Source organism: Sphingobacterium sp. Ag1 (assembly GCF_000988325.1).
Taxonomy (GTDB): domain Bacteria; phylum Bacteroidota; class Bacteroidia; order Sphingobacteriales; family Sphingobacteriaceae; genus Sphingobacterium.
In genome coordinates this window covers 1-20,848 of record NZ_LBGU01000010.1, presented here as the reverse complement: position 1 = coordinate 20,848, position 20,848 = coordinate 1, and the positions used below count along the sequence as shown (strand labels likewise).

At 38.7% G+C, this 20,848-nt stretch carries 19 protein-coding genes; 15 read left to right on the top strand and 4 right to left on the bottom strand.

Annotation, left to right across the window (positions count from 1 at the left end):
* Positions 1 to 151: 151 nt before the first annotated feature.
* The gene (gene rsgA / locus AAW12_RS00350) at positions 152 to 1,075 is read right to left on the bottom strand and encodes a ribosome small subunit-dependent GTPase A (protein ID WP_046671642.1); all 924 of its coding nucleotides are present in this window, start codon (positions 1,073 to 1,075) and stop codon (positions 152 to 154) included.
* A 106-nt stretch (positions 1,076 to 1,181) separates the two neighbouring features.
* On the opposite strand from rsgA, the gene polA reads away from it, so the two are divergent.
* From polA to AAW12_RS00295, 11 genes are all read left to right on the top strand, one after another.
* On the top strand, positions 1,182 to 3,983 hold the full coding sequence (gene polA / locus AAW12_RS00345; RefSeq protein WP_046671641.1) for a DNA polymerase I: 2,802 nt from the start codon (positions 1,182 to 1,184) through the stop codon (positions 3,981 to 3,983).
* Between the two features lie 4 nt (positions 3,984 to 3,987).
* A complete protein-coding gene (locus tag AAW12_RS00340; protein ID WP_046671640.1) occupies positions 3,988 to 5,118 on the top strand; it encodes a toxin-antitoxin system YwqK family antitoxin in 1,131 nt (376 codons plus the stop codon).
* A gap of 24 nt (positions 5,119 to 5,142) precedes the next feature.
* Positions 5,143 to 5,796: a phosphatidylserine decarboxylase family protein gene (locus AAW12_RS00335; protein WP_046671639.1), complete on the top strand. Its 654-nt coding sequence runs from the start codon at positions 5,143 to 5,145 to the stop codon at positions 5,794 to 5,796.
* A gap of 63 nt (positions 5,797 to 5,859) precedes the next feature.
* The gene (locus tag AAW12_RS00330) at positions 5,860 to 6,897 is read left to right on the top strand and encodes a sensor histidine kinase (protein ID WP_046671638.1); all 1,038 of its coding nucleotides are present in this window, start codon (positions 5,860 to 5,862) and stop codon (positions 6,895 to 6,897) included.
* A gap of 90 nt (positions 6,898 to 6,987) precedes the next feature.
* Positions 6,988 to 7,635: a DUF47 domain-containing protein gene (locus tag AAW12_RS00325; RefSeq protein WP_046671637.1), complete on the top strand. Its 648-nt coding sequence runs from the start codon at positions 6,988 to 6,990 to the stop codon at positions 7,633 to 7,635.
* A 36-nt stretch (positions 7,636 to 7,671) separates the two neighbouring features.
* Positions 7,672 to 8,682, top strand: coding sequence for an inorganic phosphate transporter (locus AAW12_RS00320; protein WP_046671636.1), 1,011 nt, complete (start codon positions 7,672 to 7,674; stop codon positions 8,680 to 8,682).
* A gap of 240 nt (positions 8,683 to 8,922) precedes the next feature.
* Positions 8,923 to 10,296, top strand: a complete 1,374-nt coding sequence (locus tag AAW12_RS00315) for an OmpA family protein (protein WP_046671635.1) — start codon at positions 8,923 to 8,925, stop codon at positions 10,294 to 10,296.
* A gap of 181 nt (positions 10,297 to 10,477) precedes the next feature.
* On the top strand, positions 10,478 to 11,890 hold the full coding sequence (locus tag AAW12_RS00310; RefSeq protein ID WP_046671634.1) for a tetratricopeptide repeat protein: 1,413 nt from the start codon (positions 10,478 to 10,480) through the stop codon (positions 11,888 to 11,890).
* 97 nt (positions 11,891 to 11,987) lie between these two features.
* Positions 11,988 to 12,734: a shikimate dehydrogenase family protein gene (locus tag AAW12_RS00305; RefSeq protein ID WP_046671633.1), complete on the top strand. Its 747-nt coding sequence runs from the start codon at positions 11,988 to 11,990 to the stop codon at positions 12,732 to 12,734.
* Positions 12,735 to 12,778: 44 nt separating this feature from the next.
* Positions 12,779 to 13,420: an MBL fold metallo-hydrolase gene (locus AAW12_RS00300; protein ID WP_046671632.1), complete on the top strand. Its 642-nt coding sequence runs from the start codon at positions 12,779 to 12,781 to the stop codon at positions 13,418 to 13,420.
* 5 nt (positions 13,421 to 13,425) lie between these two features.
* Positions 13,426 to 14,655 (top strand): FtsX-like permease family protein, encoded by a 1,230-nt coding sequence (locus AAW12_RS00295; RefSeq protein WP_046671631.1) that lies wholly within the window; start codon positions 13,426 to 13,428, stop codon positions 14,653 to 14,655.
* Here AAW12_RS00295 and AAW12_RS00290 read toward each other — a convergent pair.
* Positions 14,652 to 15,299: a carboxypeptidase regulatory-like domain-containing protein gene (locus tag AAW12_RS00290; protein WP_046671630.1), complete on the bottom strand. Its 648-nt coding sequence runs from the start codon at positions 15,297 to 15,299 to the stop codon at positions 14,652 to 14,654. The genes AAW12_RS00295 and AAW12_RS00290 overlap by 4 nt on opposite strands.
* Before the next feature lie 57 nt (positions 15,300 to 15,356).
* Positions 15,357 to 15,632: a NifU family protein gene (locus AAW12_RS00285; protein ID WP_046671629.1), complete on the bottom strand. Its 276-nt coding sequence runs from the start codon at positions 15,630 to 15,632 to the stop codon at positions 15,357 to 15,359.
* Between the two features lie 243 nt (positions 15,633 to 15,875).
* Here AAW12_RS00285 and AAW12_RS00280 point away from each other — a divergent pair, with 243 nt between their 5' ends.
* Genes AAW12_RS00280 through coaBC form a run of 3 tightly spaced genes read left to right on the top strand, consistent with a single transcriptional unit; the run spans position 15,876 to position 18,325 of the window.
* Entirely contained in the window at positions 15,876 to 16,805 is a 930-nt protein-coding gene (locus tag AAW12_RS00280; RefSeq protein ID WP_046671628.1) for an outer membrane protein assembly factor BamD, read from the top strand.
* The gene (locus AAW12_RS00275; protein WP_046671627.1) at positions 16,789 to 17,118 is read left to right on the top strand and encodes a DNA-directed RNA polymerase subunit omega; all 330 of its coding nucleotides are present in this window, start codon (positions 16,789 to 16,791) and stop codon (positions 17,116 to 17,118) included. The genes AAW12_RS00280 and AAW12_RS00275 overlap by 17 nt, the downstream gene beginning before the upstream one ends.
* A gap of 10 nt (positions 17,119 to 17,128) precedes the next feature.
* Positions 17,129 to 18,325 carry a bifunctional phosphopantothenoylcysteine decarboxylase/phosphopantothenate--cysteine ligase CoaBC gene (gene coaBC / locus AAW12_RS00270; RefSeq protein WP_046671626.1) on the top strand — a complete coding sequence of 399 codons (1,197 nt, stop codon included), beginning with the start codon at positions 17,129 to 17,131 and terminating at the stop codon, positions 18,323 to 18,325.
* Positions 18,326 to 18,370: 45 nt separating this feature from the next.
* On the opposite strand, the gene AAW12_RS00265 is transcribed toward coaBC, so the two are convergent.
* The gene (locus AAW12_RS00265) at positions 18,371 to 19,738 is read right to left on the bottom strand and encodes a methyltransferase RsmF C-terminal domain-like protein (protein WP_046671625.1); all 1,368 of its coding nucleotides are present in this window, start codon (positions 19,736 to 19,738) and stop codon (positions 18,371 to 18,373) included.
* A gap of 88 nt (positions 19,739 to 19,826) precedes the next feature.
* Here AAW12_RS00265 and AAW12_RS00260 point away from each other — a divergent pair, with 88 nt between their 5' ends.
* Positions 19,827 to 20,213 (top strand): SRPBCC domain-containing protein, encoded by a 387-nt coding sequence (locus AAW12_RS00260; RefSeq protein ID WP_046671624.1) that lies wholly within the window; start codon positions 19,827 to 19,829, stop codon positions 20,211 to 20,213.
* Positions 20,214 to 20,848: the final 635 nt, after the last annotated feature.

The window sequence follows — 20,848 nt, the reverse complement described above, 5'->3', positions numbered from 1 at the left end:
CGGGGAATGATATCTATGTAGCGGGCAATATTGGTGGACAGGGCGTATATTGGAAAAATGGGCAGGAGACAAGGTTAACAAAAGATAAAAAAGATTGGAATTACGCTTATTCTATTATCGTTAAAGATGGCGACGTATACGTGGCCGGGTGTCACAGAGATCTACTATCTTCGTTATGATATATACTGAGGTAGCTATCATAGCGGGAACTCTCAATATCGCCTTCTTCCACAGCCTCCATAATGACACAACCGGGTTCATTGATATGCCTGCAATTATGAAATCGACATTGATTCATCAACGCGCGCATCTCTGGAAAAAAATGGGATAGCTCCTGTTTTTCTATATCCACAATTCCCAACTCACGAATACCAGGCGTATCAATTAACTTCCCTCCAAAAGGAAGATCAAACATTTCAGCAAAAGTAGTTGTATGCTTTCCTTTGTCAGACCAATCTGATATTTCACCAGTTTTCAACCCGTATTCAGGAACGATCGCATTGATCAACGTTGATTTACCAACCCCAGAATGGCCTGATACCAAGGTTATTTTATCTTTAAGCAGTTGCTTGACAACGTCGATATTGGTACCTGTTAACGCAGAAACCTCGAAACAGGGGTAGCCAATATGTTCATAAATAGCTTTATAGTCTGCCAATATCTCCAACCCCTCATCACTAAAAAGATCCAATTTATTGAAAATAATTACGGCAGGAATTCCGTAAGCCTCCGTTGTTACTAGAAAGCGATCGATAAAACCTAAAGATGTTGGCGGCGAGGCAAGTGTCACCACTAAAAAAGCTTGATCCAGGTTTGCTCCGATAATTTGAGTTTGCTTAGACAGATTGACGGATTTTCGAATGATATAATTTCGACGAGGTTCCAGTTCGTGAATGACCGCACTTTCCTGATCAGGTTCCACATCAAAATGTACCCAATCACCCACAGCAACAGGATTAGTCGTTTTTATTCCTTTAGTACGAAACTTTCCTTTAATACGACAATCGTATCTTTTATCATCTTCGCCCAAAACTTGATACCAACTCCCTGTCGATTTAGTTACCAGTCCTCTCATAAATCCTGTTGCATTAAATGTGTCATAGTACAAAAATCGGAAAAATTTATTAAACTTACCCTTTGATGAATTTCTTACCTTTGTAAGGAGACTAAAATTCAATTTTGTGAAAAAACTATTTCTTCTAGATGGAATGGCTCTTATATATAGAGCATATTTTGCATTGAGCAAAACTCCCCGAATTACCTCAACAGGGTTAAATACAGGAGCAATCATGGGATTTACCAATACCCTATTGGATGTATTGAAAAATCAGCAACCTTCCCACATAGCAGTAGTGTTCGACACGGCGGCACCTACCGCACGACATATTGAATTTGAAGCTTATAAAGCACATCGCGAATCTATGCCTGAGGACCTTGCGGCCTCTATCCCCTATATCAATCGCTTAATTGAGGGCTTCAATATTCCGATCATCACCATGGATGGATACGAGGCCGACGATATTATCGGTACGCTGGCAAAAAAGGCTGAAAAGCAAGATTTTCAGGTCTATTGCATGACACCGGATAAAGATTTCGGGCAACTCGTGTCTGAAAATATCTTTATCTATAAACCTGCACGCATGGGTAATGGAGCAGAAGTACAAGGTGTCAAAGAGATTCTTGAAAAATGGGAAATTTCTGACGTTTGCCAGGTCATTGATATCCTTGGTCTTTGGGGCGATGCCGTGGACAATATACCTGGTATACCTGGAATTGGAGAAAAAACAGCGAAAAAACTTGTTCAGGAATACGGATCTGTCGAAGGCATTATCGCTAACGCGGATCAGCTCAAAGGAAAAATGCGCGAGAACGTGGAGAATTTTGCAGAACAAGGACTTATCTCCAAAAAATTAGCCACTATTTTATTGGATGTACCCATTGAACTTGATGAAAAATCCCTAGAACTGGAAGATCCAAAGAAAGAAATCCTTGAACCGCTATTTGCAGAATTAGAATTCCGAACACTTGGAAAACGAGTTTTCGGCGAAGAATTCTCCATACTTGAAAAAAGCAATCCGACAAACGGGCAAATGGATTTATTTTCGACAACAACAACGACAATTACCACCACCGAAATTGTCACTGAAATCAGCGTCGAAAATGCCGCAATAAATAATATACATAATACAGCACATGAGTATGTTTTGGCCGACACAGCGGAAAAACAAGTAGCGCTAGCCCAACAGCTTGCTTCTTTAGATAGTTTTTGTTTCGACACAGAAACAACAGGATTGGATGCAAACCTTGCCGATATTGTAGGCTTATCATTTTCTTTTGAAAACGCTAAAGCGTATTATGTCCCAACACCTGCCGATCGTGAGGGTGCTCAAGCTATAGTTGATATTTTCAAGCCAGTTCTAGAAAACCCAAACATCGAGAAAATAGGACAAAACATCAAATACGATATTTTGTTATTAGCACGCTATGGTGTAAAGGTACAAGGTTCCCTTTTTGACACCATGCTTGCACATTATCTAATTGATCCAGATACCCGCCACGGGATGGATGTACTTGCAGAAAATTACCTGAATTACAGTCCGGTATCAATCACCGAACTTATCGGTGAAAAGGGAAAGAAACAAGGGAATATGCGCGACGTTGAAGTCGAAAAAATAAAAGAATATGCTGCTGAAGATGCAGATATTACCCTACAGCTAAAAAATGTGTTTCAACCACTTCTTGTCGAGACCGACACCATGCAGCTCGCTCAGGATGTGGAATTCCCATTAGTCTATATACTCGCGGAAATTGAAAGAAACGGTGTAAAAATAGATGTTCCTGCACTTGGAGAGTTTTCAAAAACACTGGAGCAGGACATTAAAAATCTCGAAGAATCCATTTTTGAGAAAGCGGGCGTAAATTTCAATATTGCATCCCCGAAGCAATTGGGAGAAGTCTTATTCGATAAACTACAACTGGATCCTAAAGCTAAAAAAACAAAAACGGGACAATATAAAACAGGTGAAGATGTGTTATTAGCATTGGCCCACAAATCAGATATCGTCCAAGATATCTTGAACTTTAGGCAGATGCAAAAACTCAAATCTACCTATGTTGATGCGCTACCTGAATTGATAAACCCCGAAACAGGGCTCATTCATACGTCGTATAATCAAGCGGTTGCCGCAACAGGCCGTCTGAGCTCAACTAATCCGAACCTACAAAATATTCCGATTCGTACCGAACGGGGGAGAGAAGTTAGAAAAGCCTTTATCCCAAGATCTGAAAACAACGTGATCCTCTCCGCCGATTATTCGCAGATTGAACTTCGCCTGATTGCCGAGTTAAGTAAAGATCAAAATATGATGGAAGCATTTAGCCAAGGTCATGATATTCACCGAGCAACAGCTGCGAAAGTCTATAATGTGGATTTTGATGCGGTTACTTCTGAGCAACGTCGCAATGCGAAAGCAGTTAACTTCGGCATTATTTATGGCCAGTCTGCGTTTGGCCTTTCCCAAAATCTTGGCATATCTCGTAAAGAAGCATCCGATATCATCAATGAATATTTTAACCAATATACAGGGATAAAAAAATACATGAGTGATGCCGTCGAGTTTGCAAAAGAGAAGGGTTACGTTGAAACAATTTTAAAACGAAGACGTTATTTGAGAGATATCAATTCGGCAAACATGACAGTTCGCGGATTCGCTGAAAGAAACGCAATTAATGCTCCGATCCAAGGATCGGCAGCAGATTTGATCAAACTTGCCATGATTGCCATTCAGAAGGAAGTTGAGCAACTTGGTTTAACAGGCAAAATGATCATGCAGGTGCATGATGAATTGGTTTTTGACGTACCCAAAGACGAGATCGAGGTATTCAAAAAAATTATTTTGGACAAAATGTCCAATGCTATAAAAACAAGTGTTCCTTTGATCGTAGAAATTGGAGAAGGCAAAAATTGGCTAGAAGCACACTAAAGTTATGATTAGAAAACTCATCCATATCTTATTATTATTGTCTGTGTGTAGCTTTACAAAGCTACATGCACAGGATGAAAAACCTGTATTCTATGAAAAACTAGACCAGGGATTGATTCGTTTTTATTTTGACAAATATTATTATTTGGTTTCAAAAGAGTGCGAGTTTAAAACGATTGAACGAGTGAGCAAATTTGATTTTGCAAAGCAGGTTTTTGATGGAGAGTTTCGCGATTTTGCACCAAATGGAGCGAGAATACTCATTGGTTCCTATCAAGATGGTAAAAAAGAAGGTTTATTTCAAGCCTTCCATCCGAATGGCGTGCTGAAATGGGAGGTCAATTTCCAAAACAATCATCCGACCGGTGATTGGAAATATTACTACCCGGATGGAAAACCTCTCTTGACGATTGCCTATAGTGAACAAGGCTACTTTATAAAAGATTACTGGGACAACAGAGGCAAACAGGAAGTAATAAATGGTGAAGGAAACTATGAATTTTCTATTCCGTTTGAAGGATTTACTGAATTTGGGTTTGATTTCTACCTACGCAAAGGAAAGGTAAAAAGTGGCAGGCCACAGGGAAACTGGAATACGTATTTCTACAATGTAGGTCAGCAACCAATTTATGCCATGACTCAACGCTTTGCAAATGGTGTGCTCACAACGACCTACGACGACGATGGAGAACTAAATAATGAGGATTTCATGTCGTTAAGTATCCTCCCCTACGACTATTTTATACGAGCGGAACTATTTAATGGTAAGTCTTGCAGTTTTGATGATTATTCCAATTTTTATGCTTTCTTAACCAAACGTTTTAACGACAATCTCAATAAAACTGGACTAAATATCACCAAACAGGTTAACTTTTCTTATCTGGTGGAGGTAAAGAAAACCGGAATGACTAATCTAAAGAGTCTCAAGTTAATATCAGATTCCGGAAACGAGTCTTTCGATGGTATTTTGAGCCGTATTGCGAGAAGTATTGACTTTTATTTCCCTACGTATAAAGACAATCAGCCTCAAGACGACCTCATCAGAGTATCTGGCGGAATCACACAGGGTAACGACGGAAAAATCTATACCCATTCAATTAAAATCGAAAGACAAATAGACAATTCGAGTAAATAATTATCTTTGCAGAAATAAATAGATATGAAATTTCATAAAGAAGGATATACCACATTAGCGATCGCTGTACTTTTTATCTTCATTATCAATGCCGTTGCGGATTATTATGACGCTCCGCAATACGCCAAATGGTTTATTTATGCGCTATCAGCATTCCTATTCATCACAGTTGTCCAGTTTTTCAGAAGTCCCAGAAAAGTGGTCAACCCGCAGGATGACGTGATTCTTTGTCCAGCGGATGGAAAAGTTGTTGTTATCGAAGAAACTGAGGAAAATGAGTATTTCCACGATAAGCGGATACAGGTATCTATATTTATGTCTCCTGTCAATGTCCATGTCAACAGAAACCCAATCAGTGGTTTAGTCACGTTCTTTAAATACCATCCCGGCAAGTTTCTGGTGGCTTGGCACCCCAAATCATCTACAGATAACGAAAGAACAACAGTCGTTGTCAAAGATAAAGCTGGTCGGGAGGTTCTTTTCCGCCAGATTGCAGGAGCCTTAGCGCGCCGTATTGTATGGTATGTAAAAGAAAAAGACGAAGTCGTGCAAGGCAATGAGTTTGGTTTTATCAAATTCGGTTCCCGTGTAGATCTATTTCTTCCTTTAGGCACAGAAATCAATGTTAACATTGGTGACAAGGTTACTGGAGCAAAAACGATTATCGGAAAATTTTAACAATTTATTAATATCATTATAAGTAACTTAGGCTCCAAATCAGGGGCCTTTTTTATTCTGCAAATGAACTTTAAACAATTACTACTGGCAAACTCCGCAGCTGTCGGCATTGCAATATCCACGATCAGCTTTTATTATAAACATGACCTACAGACAGCACTGATCATTTTCTTTGTTGCTGTGGTAACGAGTTTCCTCCTATTTAACTATTTATTTGAAAAATATATATATCGTAGACTCAATACGATGTACAAACTAATTCATAACCTCAAACTCGGCAAGGATCTCAAAGATGCTATCGGAGAACATGTCAGTGAGGATCCTATCACAGATGCTGAGAACGAAGTCAAAGCATGGGCAAAAGATAAAAAAAATGAGATAGAGCAGTTAAAATCACAGGAGAAATTCCGCAGAGAGTTTTTATCCAACATTTCTCATGAATTCAAAACGCCTTTATTCGCGACCCAAGGTTACATTGAGACCCTGCAAGATGGCCTGATGGAAGAAGACATGGAAATGGCCAAGAATTTCTTAGATAAGGCTGCCCGGAATCTAGACCGGCTAAATTACCTAATTCAGGATCTTGATGAAATATCCAAACTGGAATCCGGAAAAATGGTCCTGAATATAGAAAAATTCGACATCGTCGACCTCATCAAAGACACCACCTACTCTCTTGAAGACAAAGCTAAACAACACAATATCAAAATAGAATTCAAACCCAAAGCGGGTACACCCCATTGGGTTAAAGCCGACCGCAATAAAATTCATCAGGTATTATACAACCTGATAGACAATTCCCTAAAGTATGGAAAAGAGGGCGGGACAACTAAAATTAAGATTTTCCCACTGTTTGAACAGGTTCTTATCGAAATTACAGACGACGGTTATGGCATCGAAGAAAAAAATCTGAGCCGTGTATTCGAGCGCTTTTTTCGAACCGATAAAAGTCGATCACGCGATATTGGAGGATCAGGATTAGGGTTGGCTATCGTGAAGCATATTGTCGAAGCACATCAGCAGAACGTAAATGTGCGTAGTACAGAAGGGATTGGAACAACATTTGGCTTTACTTTACAAAAAGTTCAGTCCGGAAATTAAACAATTGATGACACTTTTGTGTTTAAACAAAATCAATGTTAACATTAACTTAACATTAAGGTATTATTTTTGCAAAAATAAATTTAAGATATGTCTTTAAATAGCATTTTTCAATACTTCGTTCCAAAGGATAAAAAATTCTTCCCTTTGTTTGAACAAGCCGGCAACAACTTGATCGAGATGTCAAAGTTGTTAAAAGATATTGTTAACTCAAGCAACCCTGAAAAGAAAAAGGAATTAACACGCAAAGTGGAAGATTTGGAACATAGAGGCGACAACATCACGCATCAAATTCATTTGGAGCTGGGAAAGAACTTTATCACTCCTTTTGACCGCGAAGATATACACTCTTTGGCAAGTTCATTGGACGATGTCGCAGATTTTATCCACGGTGCCGCCAACAGAATGGACCTTTATAAGGTTGAAAAGGCCACTGAGCCAATGATTGAAATTGCCGACTTACTTGTTGAAGCTACCGAACATGTATCAAAAGCTATTCATGAGCTTAGAGATTTGAAAAATATCCGTAATATTACGGATTCATGTGTTCGCATCAATAGCGTAGAGAACAAAGCGGATTATATTTTCGATAAAGCTGTAGCTGACCTTTTTGAATTTGAAAAAGATGCAATTTCATTAATTAAACACAAAGAAGTGTTATCTGCAATGGAGGATGCAACCGATAAATGTGAGGATGTTGCTAACGTATTAGAAAGCATTCTGGTTAAAAACGCATAATCATTCGATTTAAGTGCACAAAAATTCTACGAGATTATGATGTCAACATTACTCGTTGTTGTAATTGTCCTTGCGATTGCTTTTGACTACATCAATGGATTCCATGATGCCGCCAATTCTATTGCGACAGTTGTATCAACAAAAGTTTTAACGCCAGCAATGGCCGTCTTATGGGCTGCGATATTCAACTTTGCAGCTTACTTCTACTTTACAGATCATAAAGTAGCCAATACCATTGCAAAAACAGTATTGGAAGAATACATTACATTAGAAGTTATTTTCGCAGGGTTACTTGCAGCAATCGGTTGGAACTTATTTACCTGGTACTATGGCGTACCATCCAGTTCATCCCATACACTTATTGGAGGTTTTGCAGGATCGGGTATGGCATACGCTTTTATTCTTGGCGCAGATCCTATCCACGCCATCAATATTGATGCAACCTTAAAGATTATTGCATTTATCGTACTGGCCCCTATTATAGGTATGACGATATCGGTTATCATCACATTGATTGTAATCAACCTGGCAAAAAACTCCCGTCCAAGCGTTGCCGAAAAATGGTTCAAGATATTGCAACTTGTTTCTTCAGCCGCCTTGAGCTTTGCACATGGAGGTAATGATGCACAGAAAGTCATGGGAATTATTCTCGTCGCTATGGTTGCTGGCGGCTATGTCCCAACCACTGAACACATGCCAGAGTGGATTCCATTGACTTGTTATGCAGCAATAGCTGCCGGAACAATGAGCGGTGGATGGAAAATTGTTAAAACGATGGGAACCAAGATTACAAAAGTAACACCCTTGGAAGGCGTTTGTGCTGAATCTGCAGGAGCGGTCACGTTGGGTATCACAGAACATTTTGGGATACCAGCCTCAACAACGCATACCATTACAGGTGCAATCATCGGTGTTGGTGTTGTCAAACGTGTTTCAGCAGTACGTTGGGGGGTAACAATCAGCTTGTTATGGGCTTGGATATTAACCATTCCAGTTTCAGCTTTGTTGGGTGCGTTGTCTTTATTGGTCGTACATTATTTGCTTTAGAAAAAAAATACTTAATTTTTTTCTTAAACCTATTGAAACAAAACAAAAATTTGGTACTTTCGTACCGGATTTTTGTTTTGTTGTTTCACATTAAATACTTAATTTAGTACAAAATAAAACAAAAACAAAATTTTAACATAACTTTAAGACTTTGGCACGGCAATTGTACTATTCGTTGTGTTAATACAATAATTAAATTTGAAAACAATTAAAATTAATAATAACCTTAAAAACAAGAGTATGAACTATTCTACAATTAAAAAAACAGCTGTTGCTGCTACATTAGTTGCCGCTTTAGGTTTCGCTGGTACAGCACAAGCTCAACAAGTATTCGGTGGTAGATCACAATACAGAACTTGGTCTATCGGAGTTCAAGGTGGTATCACTACACCGAACAACGTAATCGGTGGTGGTAACGCTTTTGGTCAAAAAGTAGGTTACTTCCAAAATAAAGTAGGTGAGTACTATGGTTTGACAGTACGTAAACAATTCTCTCACTTATTTGGTTTAGAAGTTGAAGCTAACCGTGGTAAGATCAAAACTTACAACCATGATCTTTCTGGTCCTGCTATTGAGAACTCAAGAGGTGCTCGTTCAGTAGAAACTAGTGTAAACTGGGCAGCTAGCTTAAACGGTGTATTCCAATTGGGTACAATCGATTTCTTGAGAAGAGAAAATGCGGTTAACTTCTACGCTAAAGTAGGTTTGGGAGCTATGGCTTACAACCCTGTTCAATATGCTAACAATGATTTCTCTGGAACAGTTGTTTATGATAACAAAGGTAAATGGGGTGATGGCGTTATCGGAGACCGTGATCCAAAACGTGACCGCGATAACAAATTAACAGCATTCGTTCCTGTAGGTGTTGGTGCTAAATTCAAATTATCAGAAGTTGTTGCCTTGAACTTAGGTTACACAATGAACTTTGCTGATGATCAAATCTATGGTCCTGCTCGTCAATCTTCTTACAAAGGTAAATTCTCTTCAGTTATGGCTGGTTTAGAATTCACTTTAGGTTCGAAAGACAAACAAAACTTGACTTTTGCTAACCCAGTTGCTACATTGTACGATGAGTTGAAAGATCCTTCATTGAGAAACGAAGTTGAAGCGTTAAAACAACGTGTAAGCACTTTAGAAGGTACTGTTAACACATTAAGCGCTGACGCTGATGGTGACGGTGTATCTGATAAATTTGACAAATGTCCTGGTACTCCAGCTGGTACTCCAGTAGATGGTTCAGGATGTCCAATCAAATTCCCAGAGCCAGTTGTTAACAACGTAACTTCTAACGGTTACTACGCTCCAATTCAATTCGAATTTGATAGCTCAGTATTGAAAACTTCATCTTACTCTACATTAGACAAATTGGCTAAAGAGTTACGTGATAACAATTCATCTGTACAATTAGATGGTTATGCATCTGCTGAAGGTTCTGAAGCTTATAACGTGACTTTATCTAAAGACCGTGCGAACTCTGTAAAACAATATTTAGTAAACGCTGGTGTTTCTTCATCAAGCATCACTGCTAACGGTTACGGAGAGAAAAACCCAGTTGCATCTAATGCTACTGAAGAAGGTCGTGTTCAAAACCGTCGTGTTGAGATCAAAAAATAATCGTATATAATTTATACCATTATACTAAAAGCCGGCTTTAATGCCGGCTTTTTTATTTTACCCGTATTTATCCTTAACTTTGTGGAGGATATCCGATTTGTGGAAAATTAGTTCGAACAAATTAGATAAGAAATTAGTATTTTGAATTAAAGAACAGAATACTGGTTTTAAACTTTTGAGAATGGAAGAGGATTTTGAATTTGAAAACCCCGAAGAAAGAAAAATCTCGGTGGACAGATATGAGGAAATGCTTCGAAACGAGGATCAGTATTTTTTTGACTCCAAGGCTTTTGAAGGAATTATTGATTACTACGCTGAAAAAAATGACCCTGTTAAGGCCCTACAGGTTACCGAATTTGCGATCAGCCAACACCCTTTTGATATTACCTTTTTACTGAAACAGGCACAACTGTTTTCAACGATTCAACAATATCAGAATGCACTTGCGGCGCTTGATAAAGCGGAGTTATTGGAAGCTTCAGAAGGAGACATCTTCTTAATCCGTGGTGGCATATTAGGCAGTATCGGCCAGTTTGACAATGCTTTGGAACAGCTCTTCAAAGCACTTCCACTATTGGATAATAAAGATGAAGTCTACTTCCATATTGCGATGATCTTTCAAGCTCAAATGAATTATGACAAGGCAATAATTTATCTAAAGAAAGCACTTGAGCTCAATATGGATTACCAAGAAGCACTCTATGAATTGGCCTATTGTTATGATGTATTGGATAGACAGGAAGAAAGTATCTCCTTTTATAAGAAGTACATTGATTCAGACCCATACTCCTACTATGCTTGGTATAATCTAGGAAATTCTTACCATAAAATAAGCCGGTTTGAGGAAGCTCTGGATGCTTATGACTATGCTATATTAATTAAAGAAGACTTTTCTTCAGCTTATTTCAATAAGGGGAACGCTCTTGTTAATCTAGATCGCTATCAAGAAGCATTGGACGTATACAAACAAACATTTGAATATGAGCAACCAAGTGCTGATACCTATTGTGCGATTGGAGAGTGTTATGAGAAACTTGAGCAGATGGAGGAAGCCCGCAATTATTATAAAAAGGCAGTCAAATTAGATGCGGAGCTTGCTGATGCCTGGTTCGGTATTGGGGTGACCTTAGATTTCGAAGAGCGTTATTTTGAATCTCTTCATTTCTATAAAAAAGCATTGGAGCTGGAAGATACCAACCCCGATTACTGGTTTGCGATTGCCGATGCCCGATACAAACTACAACAAATAGATCTTGCAGAAGAGGCCTATAAAAAGGTGGTCGCTTTAAACCCGACGGATATAGATGCGTGGCTCGATTATTCTTCCATTCTATTCGAACAAAGTAAAATTGAAGAAGCCATTGATGTAATATCTGATGCCATCACACAAAATCCTAATGCAGCAGAACTGTATTATCGTGTGGTTGCTTATCTATTTGCCAATGGACAATACAATGAAGCGCTGAACTTTTTAGAGCTTGGTCTGGCGACAGATCCCGATAAGCATCATATTCTTTTTGATTACCTTCCGCAGCTACAAGGGAATCAGATTATTACTGAAATTGTAAAAAAATATACAAAGCCGAAAGATTAACATATAAGAGGCTCATATCCGGTCATTGCATGGCAATGACCGGATATTAAAATTGAAAATATATTCCTATTCCCACAACGTACTTTTCGCAATTCAAATGAAAAAATTAGGCTTAATAGGATACCCGTTAGGGCATTCTTTTTCAAAAAAATATTATCTAGAAAAATTTCATCAAGAGGGTATTACCGATGTGGATTATGATTTATATCCACTTGCTCAAATAGCCGATTTTACAACAATTGCTTCCAATAAAGACTTTTACGGTGTCAATGTGACCATTCCCTATAAGATAGAGGTTATGGATTATTTGGATGAGCTCTCGGAAGAAGCTCATGCAATACAAGCTGTAAACTGTGTTCGAATCAGCCATTCATCAGATGGCATAACACATCTTAAAGGCTACAATACAGATGCCTATGGTTTTGAGGCATCGCTAAAACCGCTATTAAATCCCCAGGCGGATAAGAAGGCGTTAATATTAGGTAATGGAGGTGCCGCGAAGGCCGTCATTTATGCCCTGAATCAACTCGGAATAATGCATACTTTGGTCAGCAGAACCAAACAGGCAGGCCAGCTCACTTATGATGAGCTCGATGCTGCTATCCTAGTTGACCATACCGTAATTATCAACTGTTCACCGGTTGGTACATTTCCCAATACAGCAGAATATCCGAACATTCCTTACGAATACTTAACGGAGAACCACCTCTGCTATGATCTCATTTACAACCCAGAGGAAACAGCATTTCTTCGAAAAAGTAAAGAAAAAGGTGCCAGAATCAAAAACGGGTATGAAATGTTGGTTCTACAAGCAGAAAAAAACTGGGAAATCTGGAATAGTTGACCTTTCAATAGTAAGAAATCAATAAAAACTGTAATTTTACCACTATGCTTACGATCAAAACATTCACCTTCAATCCCTATCAGGAAAATACTTACCTACTTTATAACGAGTCGGGAAATGCAATTATCATTGATCCAGGGATGTATGGCGAGCAAGATCAGCAAGAACTACTAGCTTTCATCGCAAACAATAAACTCAAGCCGACACTCCTATTAAATACACACTGTCATATTGACCATGTGTTGGGGAATAGTTTTGTCCATGAAAAATTTGGCTTGCTTCCGCAGTTCCACGAAGGTGAAGTACCCATTTTAGTAGCGGTTCAGAATTATGCTCCTCAAATGGGCATCCGATATGACATTTCCCCAATTGGGGAAACATTTCTAAATGACGATGATACCATTCATTTGGATGATGATGAGCTAAAGGTCATTCTTGCACCTGGACATTCTCCTGCACATATCTGCTTTTATTCAGCTGATCAAAAATTCTTGATCGGAGGAGATGTTCTATTTCGCAATAGCATTGGCCGTACTGATCTTCCTGGGGGAAATCACCAGCAGCTTTTAGACAGTATAAAAACAAAAATTTATACCTTGCCCGACGACACCATCGTTTACCCGGGGCATGGCCCATCGACAACGATTGGCTTTGAAAAAAATTCCAATCCATTTATCCGAGGATAAAAGTCATGAATCTGCCATTTCTATTTGCAAAAAGATATCTGTTTTCTAAGAAATCAGTTAATGCCATTAATATCATCTCTTCTATTAGTGTAATCGGTGTTATGGTAAGTAGTGCTGCATTAATCATCTTGTTGTCTTCATTCAATGGAATGGAGCAGCTGATACTATCGATGTACAGCAAGTTTGCACCTGAGCTGAAGATTGAACCCAAGAAAGGAAAACTTTTTGACAGCAAACAAGCTGTGTTTACTGAGTTACGAAAAGATTCCAATGTGATTCATTACACCGAGGTTTTACAGGAGAAGGTGTTGCTGCAATATTCAAATAGACAATTTATTGCAAATATAAAAGGTGTCGAACCCCAATCGCTAAGTAAGAAGACTGGAGATAGTATCCTCGTAGATGGTCAATACCAACTTACACATGATTCTGCTAACCTTGCCATTCTAGGGGCAAGCGTACAGGCAAATCTGGCGATTCCTATGCAGAACTCTTCGGAACAAATTCAAGTGTATTCACCGAGAAAAGGGGTAAAAAATTCTTCCAATCCTGCTGAAGAGTTTAATATACGATCCATAGCTCCCGGAGGGGTATTGCGCTATCAACAAGATTTTGACAATTTGATTATTACGCCAATTTCATTTGCTAAAGAGGTTCTCGGAGAATATAACCGCGTTTCATCGATCGAGTTTTACCTAAGAGATGGTATAGATGTCAACTTATTTGGGCAGACATTACAAAAGAAAATAGGACCAGATTATATTGTAAAGAATAGAGAAAAACAAAACCCGACCTTATATAAAAATGTACGTGTTGAACGTTGGGTGGTCTTCTTTATACTGACCTTGATCAGTGTAATTGCAATCTTTAATATTGTTGGTTCCTTAACCATGCTTGTACTAGACAAACAAAAAGATATGACGATATTGAAAGGTCTCGGTGGAGCTGATAATCTAATTCAACGGATCTTCTTTTATGAAGGTCTTATGATCGCTATTATTGGTTGTATATTAGGTCTATTGATAGGCGGCCTATTCAACTATATTCAGTCAGTCTATGGAATCATTCGCGTAGAAGATGGAGCGAATACAATTATTGACAGCTACCCTATGGTAAGTAAGTGGAGTGACTATTTTTTAGTCTTCATGACAGTCACCAGCATCTCAGGTCTTGTTTCCTATTTCTCCGCGAAACTAAGTGTGAGAGAACTAAATAAACTGAAAGCGACTGATTAATAATTTGAGCTTTTTCGGCTCTGACTTCCTTTTGTAATCTGCTGGATTAAACTGCCCCATGCAAATGGGTTTAACAATGGATTAGCGTAACGTTGGTTGATAACTTTATTATTCATCGTATTGAAGCTCTGCGCATTGTTAATGGAGCGCATTTCATTTCCGTCACGCGGTATTACAGCTGCCATTGCAGACAAGGACTCATACGACAAGGATCTCCTGACTCTAACAATGTTATCTTCAGAAACATCTAGGTTCATAAATGCAATGTTAAACTCTTCGATACTCGCCCATGGGTACGGTGTTACCATCGGGAGTTCCGTAACCAGATTTTGCATAATGACATTTGCGGTATATTTATCTCCAGGAACTTCAGGAATAGTGACCACTAAAGGGTCAAAACCGACAGAGGTAAAACGAATTGTATCGCCTACATGTGCCACAAAAGAGAAATAGCCCTCGTTATTTGCAGCAAATGCTTCATTTCGGAAAGATAAATTAGTGACAGTCGCATAACCTACAGGAAGTCCAGACCCAACCGTTGTTACGATACCGGAGTATTGAATAATTTTCCTTTCCTGCGCTTGTAATGCAGCGGAACAAAAAAGTATAAATACAGCAAATAATATAGAAACCAGCAACTTCATAGAACAAATTTAAACAAAAGTAGCCGAACTAGCCGTTAAATTGTGTTAATAGAAAAACTAATTAACAGAGGGTAAAGTTGCTTCTGGGGAATCTGGATCTGTTAAGTTAATAGCCTCTACTGCTGTAATTTCAGGAACAGCTTTCTTAATTGCCTGCTCTAAACCAGCTTTAAAGGTCATAATGCTCATTGAACATGAAGCACATGCTCCCAATAATTTTAAACGCACGACATTATCCGCTGTAATCTCTTCGACACTTACATTTCCGCCATCAGTCTCCAAATATGGTCTCAAGGTATCTAATGCTTGCTCAACTTTTTCTTTTAAAGTCATACTCTTAATGCTATTCAATGATTGTAATATGTAAAGATAATCAAATATTTTAAAATGTGTATTTTTAGGCCTTGCTACCCATGGAAAAACAACAAGTATATGACAATATATACCCGCGTATAGCGCCCATCGAGTTAAAGAATGTTAATAAGAAATGTTGTTTTTGCGATCAAATAATTATTAAACTATATTGCACAGTAAAATTTAATTGATTAGTATAACAAATTCACTTATCTTTGTAAAATGTTTTTAAATAGGCGTATAGCGGCTATCTGTGCCGGCATGATGTTTCTATTGGTATTTACTGGCTGTAAAAGTAAATTTGAGAAATTGCGCGCAAGCAATAACATCGCTCAAAAGTACGAAGAGGCCGTAAAACTTTATGAGAAAAAGAAATATACAAAGGCGTTAGTTTTGTTCGATGACTTGCGGACCAAATTCCGTGGACAAGCTGAAGCAGAAAATATTTACTATTATTTGGCATTTGCCAACTACCGTTTGAAGGATTATACATCTGCAGCATTTCACTTTAAAGATTTTGCCGATGTTTATCCAAATAGTGCAAGAGCAGAGGAATGTCGTTTTATGCATGCCTATTGTTATTACTTGGATTCTCCAAGATCGACGTTAGATCAAGCAAACACAAAAAAAGCAATTGACGCATTACAGCTCTTTGTCAATCTCTATCCCGAATCGGAACGGTCCAAAGAAGCGGCAGATCTTATTCAGAAATTAAGAGATAAGCTTGAGCTTAAAGCGTTTGCCAACGCAAGACTGTATTACGACATGGGCCTTACGGATGATTATAGGGCAGCTGTCATCGCATTACAGAATGTATTAAAAGAATACCCTGATACAAAATACGCAGAAGAGATTGAGTTTTTAACATTAAAAGCACAATACATTTATGCATCTAAAAGTTTCTTCCTGAAACAAGAAAGTAGATTTGATGATGCCTTGGATTATTACCGTAACTTCGCAAGTAATTTTCCGAATAGTAAACATATGAAAGAGGCAGAATCCCTTCGTGAAAATTCTGAAAAGGGGATTAAAACCGCCCTTTCTCAAGTAAAGGATTATAATAAGGCCGTTGCGGAACAGGAAGTATATATCAAAGAACAAAAGGCGAAAAAAGAAAAAGAAAATACCCAAAAAGATGAGTCAAAAAAATAACAATTCAGTTCCAAACTCTACAGTCACACGTGACTTGAGACAATTGGACAAAGGCACTGACAATCTCTATGAATCTATTGTAGTTATTTCTAAACGCGCGAACCAAATTGCAGTAGATATTAAAGAAGAATTGAATGGAAAACTTGCTGAATTTGCAAGCAACAACGATAACTTGGAAGAGGTATTCGAAAACCGCGAACAAATAGAGATTTCAAAACATTACGAGCGTATGCCAAAGCCTACCTTGGTTGCTATCGATGAATTTTTACACGATAAGGTGTACTACAGAAATCCTTCAAAAGAGCAGGACTAATCCTTAAACAATGGCTTTAGCTGGGAAAAATATTGTAATTGCTGTATGCGGCAGTATTGCCGCATACAAGATTGCATCCCTCATCCGCCTTTTGGTAAAAGCAAAAGCCCGAGTTAATGTAGTCATGTCAAAAGAAGCGACAGCCTTTATTACCCCGCTTACGCTTTCCACACTTTCCAAAACCCCTGTTTTAATAGATTATTATCAGCCGAATACCGGGGAATGGAACAATCATGTCGAAATTGCTTTAAATGCGGATTACATTTTAGTCGCACCAGCAACGGCAAATACCCTGGCCAAAATGGCCAATGGGTTTTGCGATAACCTCTTAACAGCCGTATATCTATCAGCAAAATGTCCAGTACTATTCGCTCCAGCAATGGATTTAGATATGTGGAAACACCCGTCAACACAGTCCAATATTAATAAGCTTAGTTCTTATGGCAATATCCTCATTCCTCCGGGAAAAGGGGAACTGGCAAGTGGTCTAGTGGGTGAGGGGCGTTTGGCGGAACCGGAAGAAATAATGGATTTCTTAGTTAAATTTTCGGAGAGAGGACTGCCCTTAGCAGGAAAGAAAGCATTAGTATCTGCAGGCCCTACTTATGAAGCTATAGACCCGGTCCGCTTCATTGGCAATCATTCAAGTGGAAAAATGGGCTATGCCATCGCCAAACAACTTGAAGCACTTGGCGCAGACGTCACGCTAGTATCGGGACCGACTGCCCTGAAATTACCCGAGCGCGTCTATACGATTTCAGTTACCTCGGCAGCTGAGATGCTAAGCGCCTGCGAAGAATATTTTGAAGCAGCAGATATTGTTGTGATGAGCGCTGCTGTGGCAGACTACACTCCAGTTGAAGTCGCTACCCAAAAAATAAAAAAGAAAGAAAATGAATTCGCTATCGAGCTGACGAAAACCGCCGATATTCTAGCTACTTTAGGTGCCAAAAAGAAAGAAAACCAATTACTCGTTGGGTTTGCATTGGAAACCAATAATGAACTCGAAAATGCAAAAGACAAATTGGTTCGAAAAAACCTGGATTTTATTGTGCTCAATTCCATGCAAGACAAAGGTGCCGGCTTTGCTACGGATACCAATAAAGTCACTATAATCGATCGGTCTGGAAATACCCGTGAGTTTAGCCTAAAATCGAAAGAAGAAGTTGCTAAAGATATCTGTTCAATTATCGTGGACTTATCCTAAGCAAATTTTATATATACTCCCGCTGGAGTACAATGTCTCCAGTTCCTATAAATTTGCAATCCTCAATTCCTTTGGGTAATAGTTGTTTATTCGGTTGGTCAATACCTTCATCCAGCCCAAAGGTTTACCTTGAAAACTTGCTATGGCCCATCCTTGAATATGTTCGCCAATCGTATCCACAGCTATATTTTCCTTTCTAAGATAATTTCGGGCATCCTCAAGCGACAATTCCACCGATTGGAAGTCTTTGGTCAAATGAATACTCAAAGCCAGCGCATGGCTTGGTATTAGCTCCTTTCTGTTAAGTTTCCCAACATTAGTTCCCGCATTCTTAAGATAAAGGACATTTTGGAGATACTTTAGATCATGCTCGTACATTTTTGGAAAAATATATACATCCTCATGATGAAGAAAAGGATGAAAACTGGCACTATCTGAAATCCAATTATCTAATATTCCTCTAGGTACATCTGATTTTTCGGGTTTGATTCGTTTTCTATTGAACGTTTCCTGTTCGCCAATCTTCTTGAGGACAGCAATAAAAAAGCCCTCTCCACCTAATTTATGCGGGTAAAATCGATAACCGTGTGCAAGATGCTTATTAGAACTTGTGTGATCAATTCCCCAATGCTCTTCAATAGCTATTTCAATAGATTCGAAATCGCCGCTATCCAATAACCAATCGACAATATCTTCATTTTCTTCCGAGGAATAAGAACACGTTGAATAGAACAAATATCCGCCCTTATTTAAAGTGGCCAAGCTTTCAGCCAAAATTCGCTGTTGTCTTTCGCTACAAAGCTTAACATTAGCTTCGGACCATTCATCGATGGCATCGGTATCTTTCCTAAACATCCCAGATCCAGAACATGGGGCATCAACAACCATCAAATCGAAGTATCCTGGAAGGCGATTAAACGCTGCAGGATCATTATTTGTCGTTACTGTGTTAGCATTTCCCCATTTCATTAAGTTATCTTGCAGGATGGTAACCCTAGTTTTAATAATTTCATTTGCAACTAGGAGCGATTCCGGATGCAAACTACTGTTTAATAAAGTAGACTTTCCTCCTGGAGCGGCGCATAAGTCCAACGCCCGAACACTCCCTTCATTTAACTTCAAACTTCGAATAATATGATCTATGAACATAGAAGAAGCATCTTGTGGATAGTATGCTCCAGCATGAAATAAAGGATCTAACGTAAACACTGGACGATCCTGAAGATAATAAGCCACATGACACCAAGGAACTTGTTCTGCGTTAGGAAACGGACAATCTTCTAATTTATTAGGGTTTAGGCGTATTGCTGTTGCCCGAATACCTTCTTCATGTATCTTAATAAATGCATCAGTATCAAATAATGGATTCACTCCTAACTTTTTCACTAAAGAATTTGGCAGAAAATTACTCATGTTGTCCTAATAGTTTGCGATAAAATTAAGATAAATAAAAATGAAGTCAAAATAAGTGGTAAATTACAAGAAAGAGTAACTTTGCACCATGAAAGAATTCAAGAAATATGCTATTATTCCTGCAACTCCAGAGGAGCTGTATCTTGCATTAACGACCGAAATTACCGCTCGTCTTTGGACAGGAGACCTAGTGTCCATAGACGCTACTGTCAACGGAGAATTCTCCTTATGGGATGGTGCTATAACTGGCCGGTTCTTGGAACTAGCACCTTCGACAAAAATTGTACAAGAATGGTACTTCGGTGAAACAGACAGCCCTTCGATTGTTACATTAAAGCTGCATGAACATAAAAAAGGGACATCCTTGGAAATTAGGCAGACAAATATACCGGATGAAGACTTTGAAAATATCTCGGATGGATGGGAAGACCCTTATATCTCCTCGTTGATCGACTTTTATACAGAAGAAGATTAAAGCAATGCAGCTATTCTTCCAGGGTATAGTGTAATAGCCAAGAAAATCAGGTATTTGTATTCCATATAGACTGTTGGCAATACAGATACCTCCATTAATGGGCCCGACTTTCCACTTTCCAATATATAATAATTGATATTTCACTATTATACAACCTTAGAGTCTTTTCAATATCTCAAATAGAACGGATTATAATTTCTACATGCTCCTTTAATCCCAATCTTCATACAATAAAATATCCCACAATAGTTCCAAACACCAAACTCAAAGCTCCTGCCGATATATTCATCCTTTACAGGCAAAGGTGTAGTAATCTTACAACATAAAATCGGAACAGCGAAAATTATGGTTTTAAAAAGTTTTCAATCCTATCTAATAGAAATGCGAATGATATATCCAGAAACCGAGACTTTCTCTCCTCCGTAAATTATTTGGGTAATAGCTGAGACAGGACATGTTCCTAGTGATTACAAGTAGCTTGTGTAGTGACCGCCGAATATTTGATTTACAATAAATGCTGGCTATAACGATGCGTCACACTGCTGCGGGACAGCGCCGGTCGGGGAAGTACGGAAGATATGCAATAGCATTGTACAGGGAAGTAAGGGGGTTACCTAAACGAAAGAAGCCCTTGA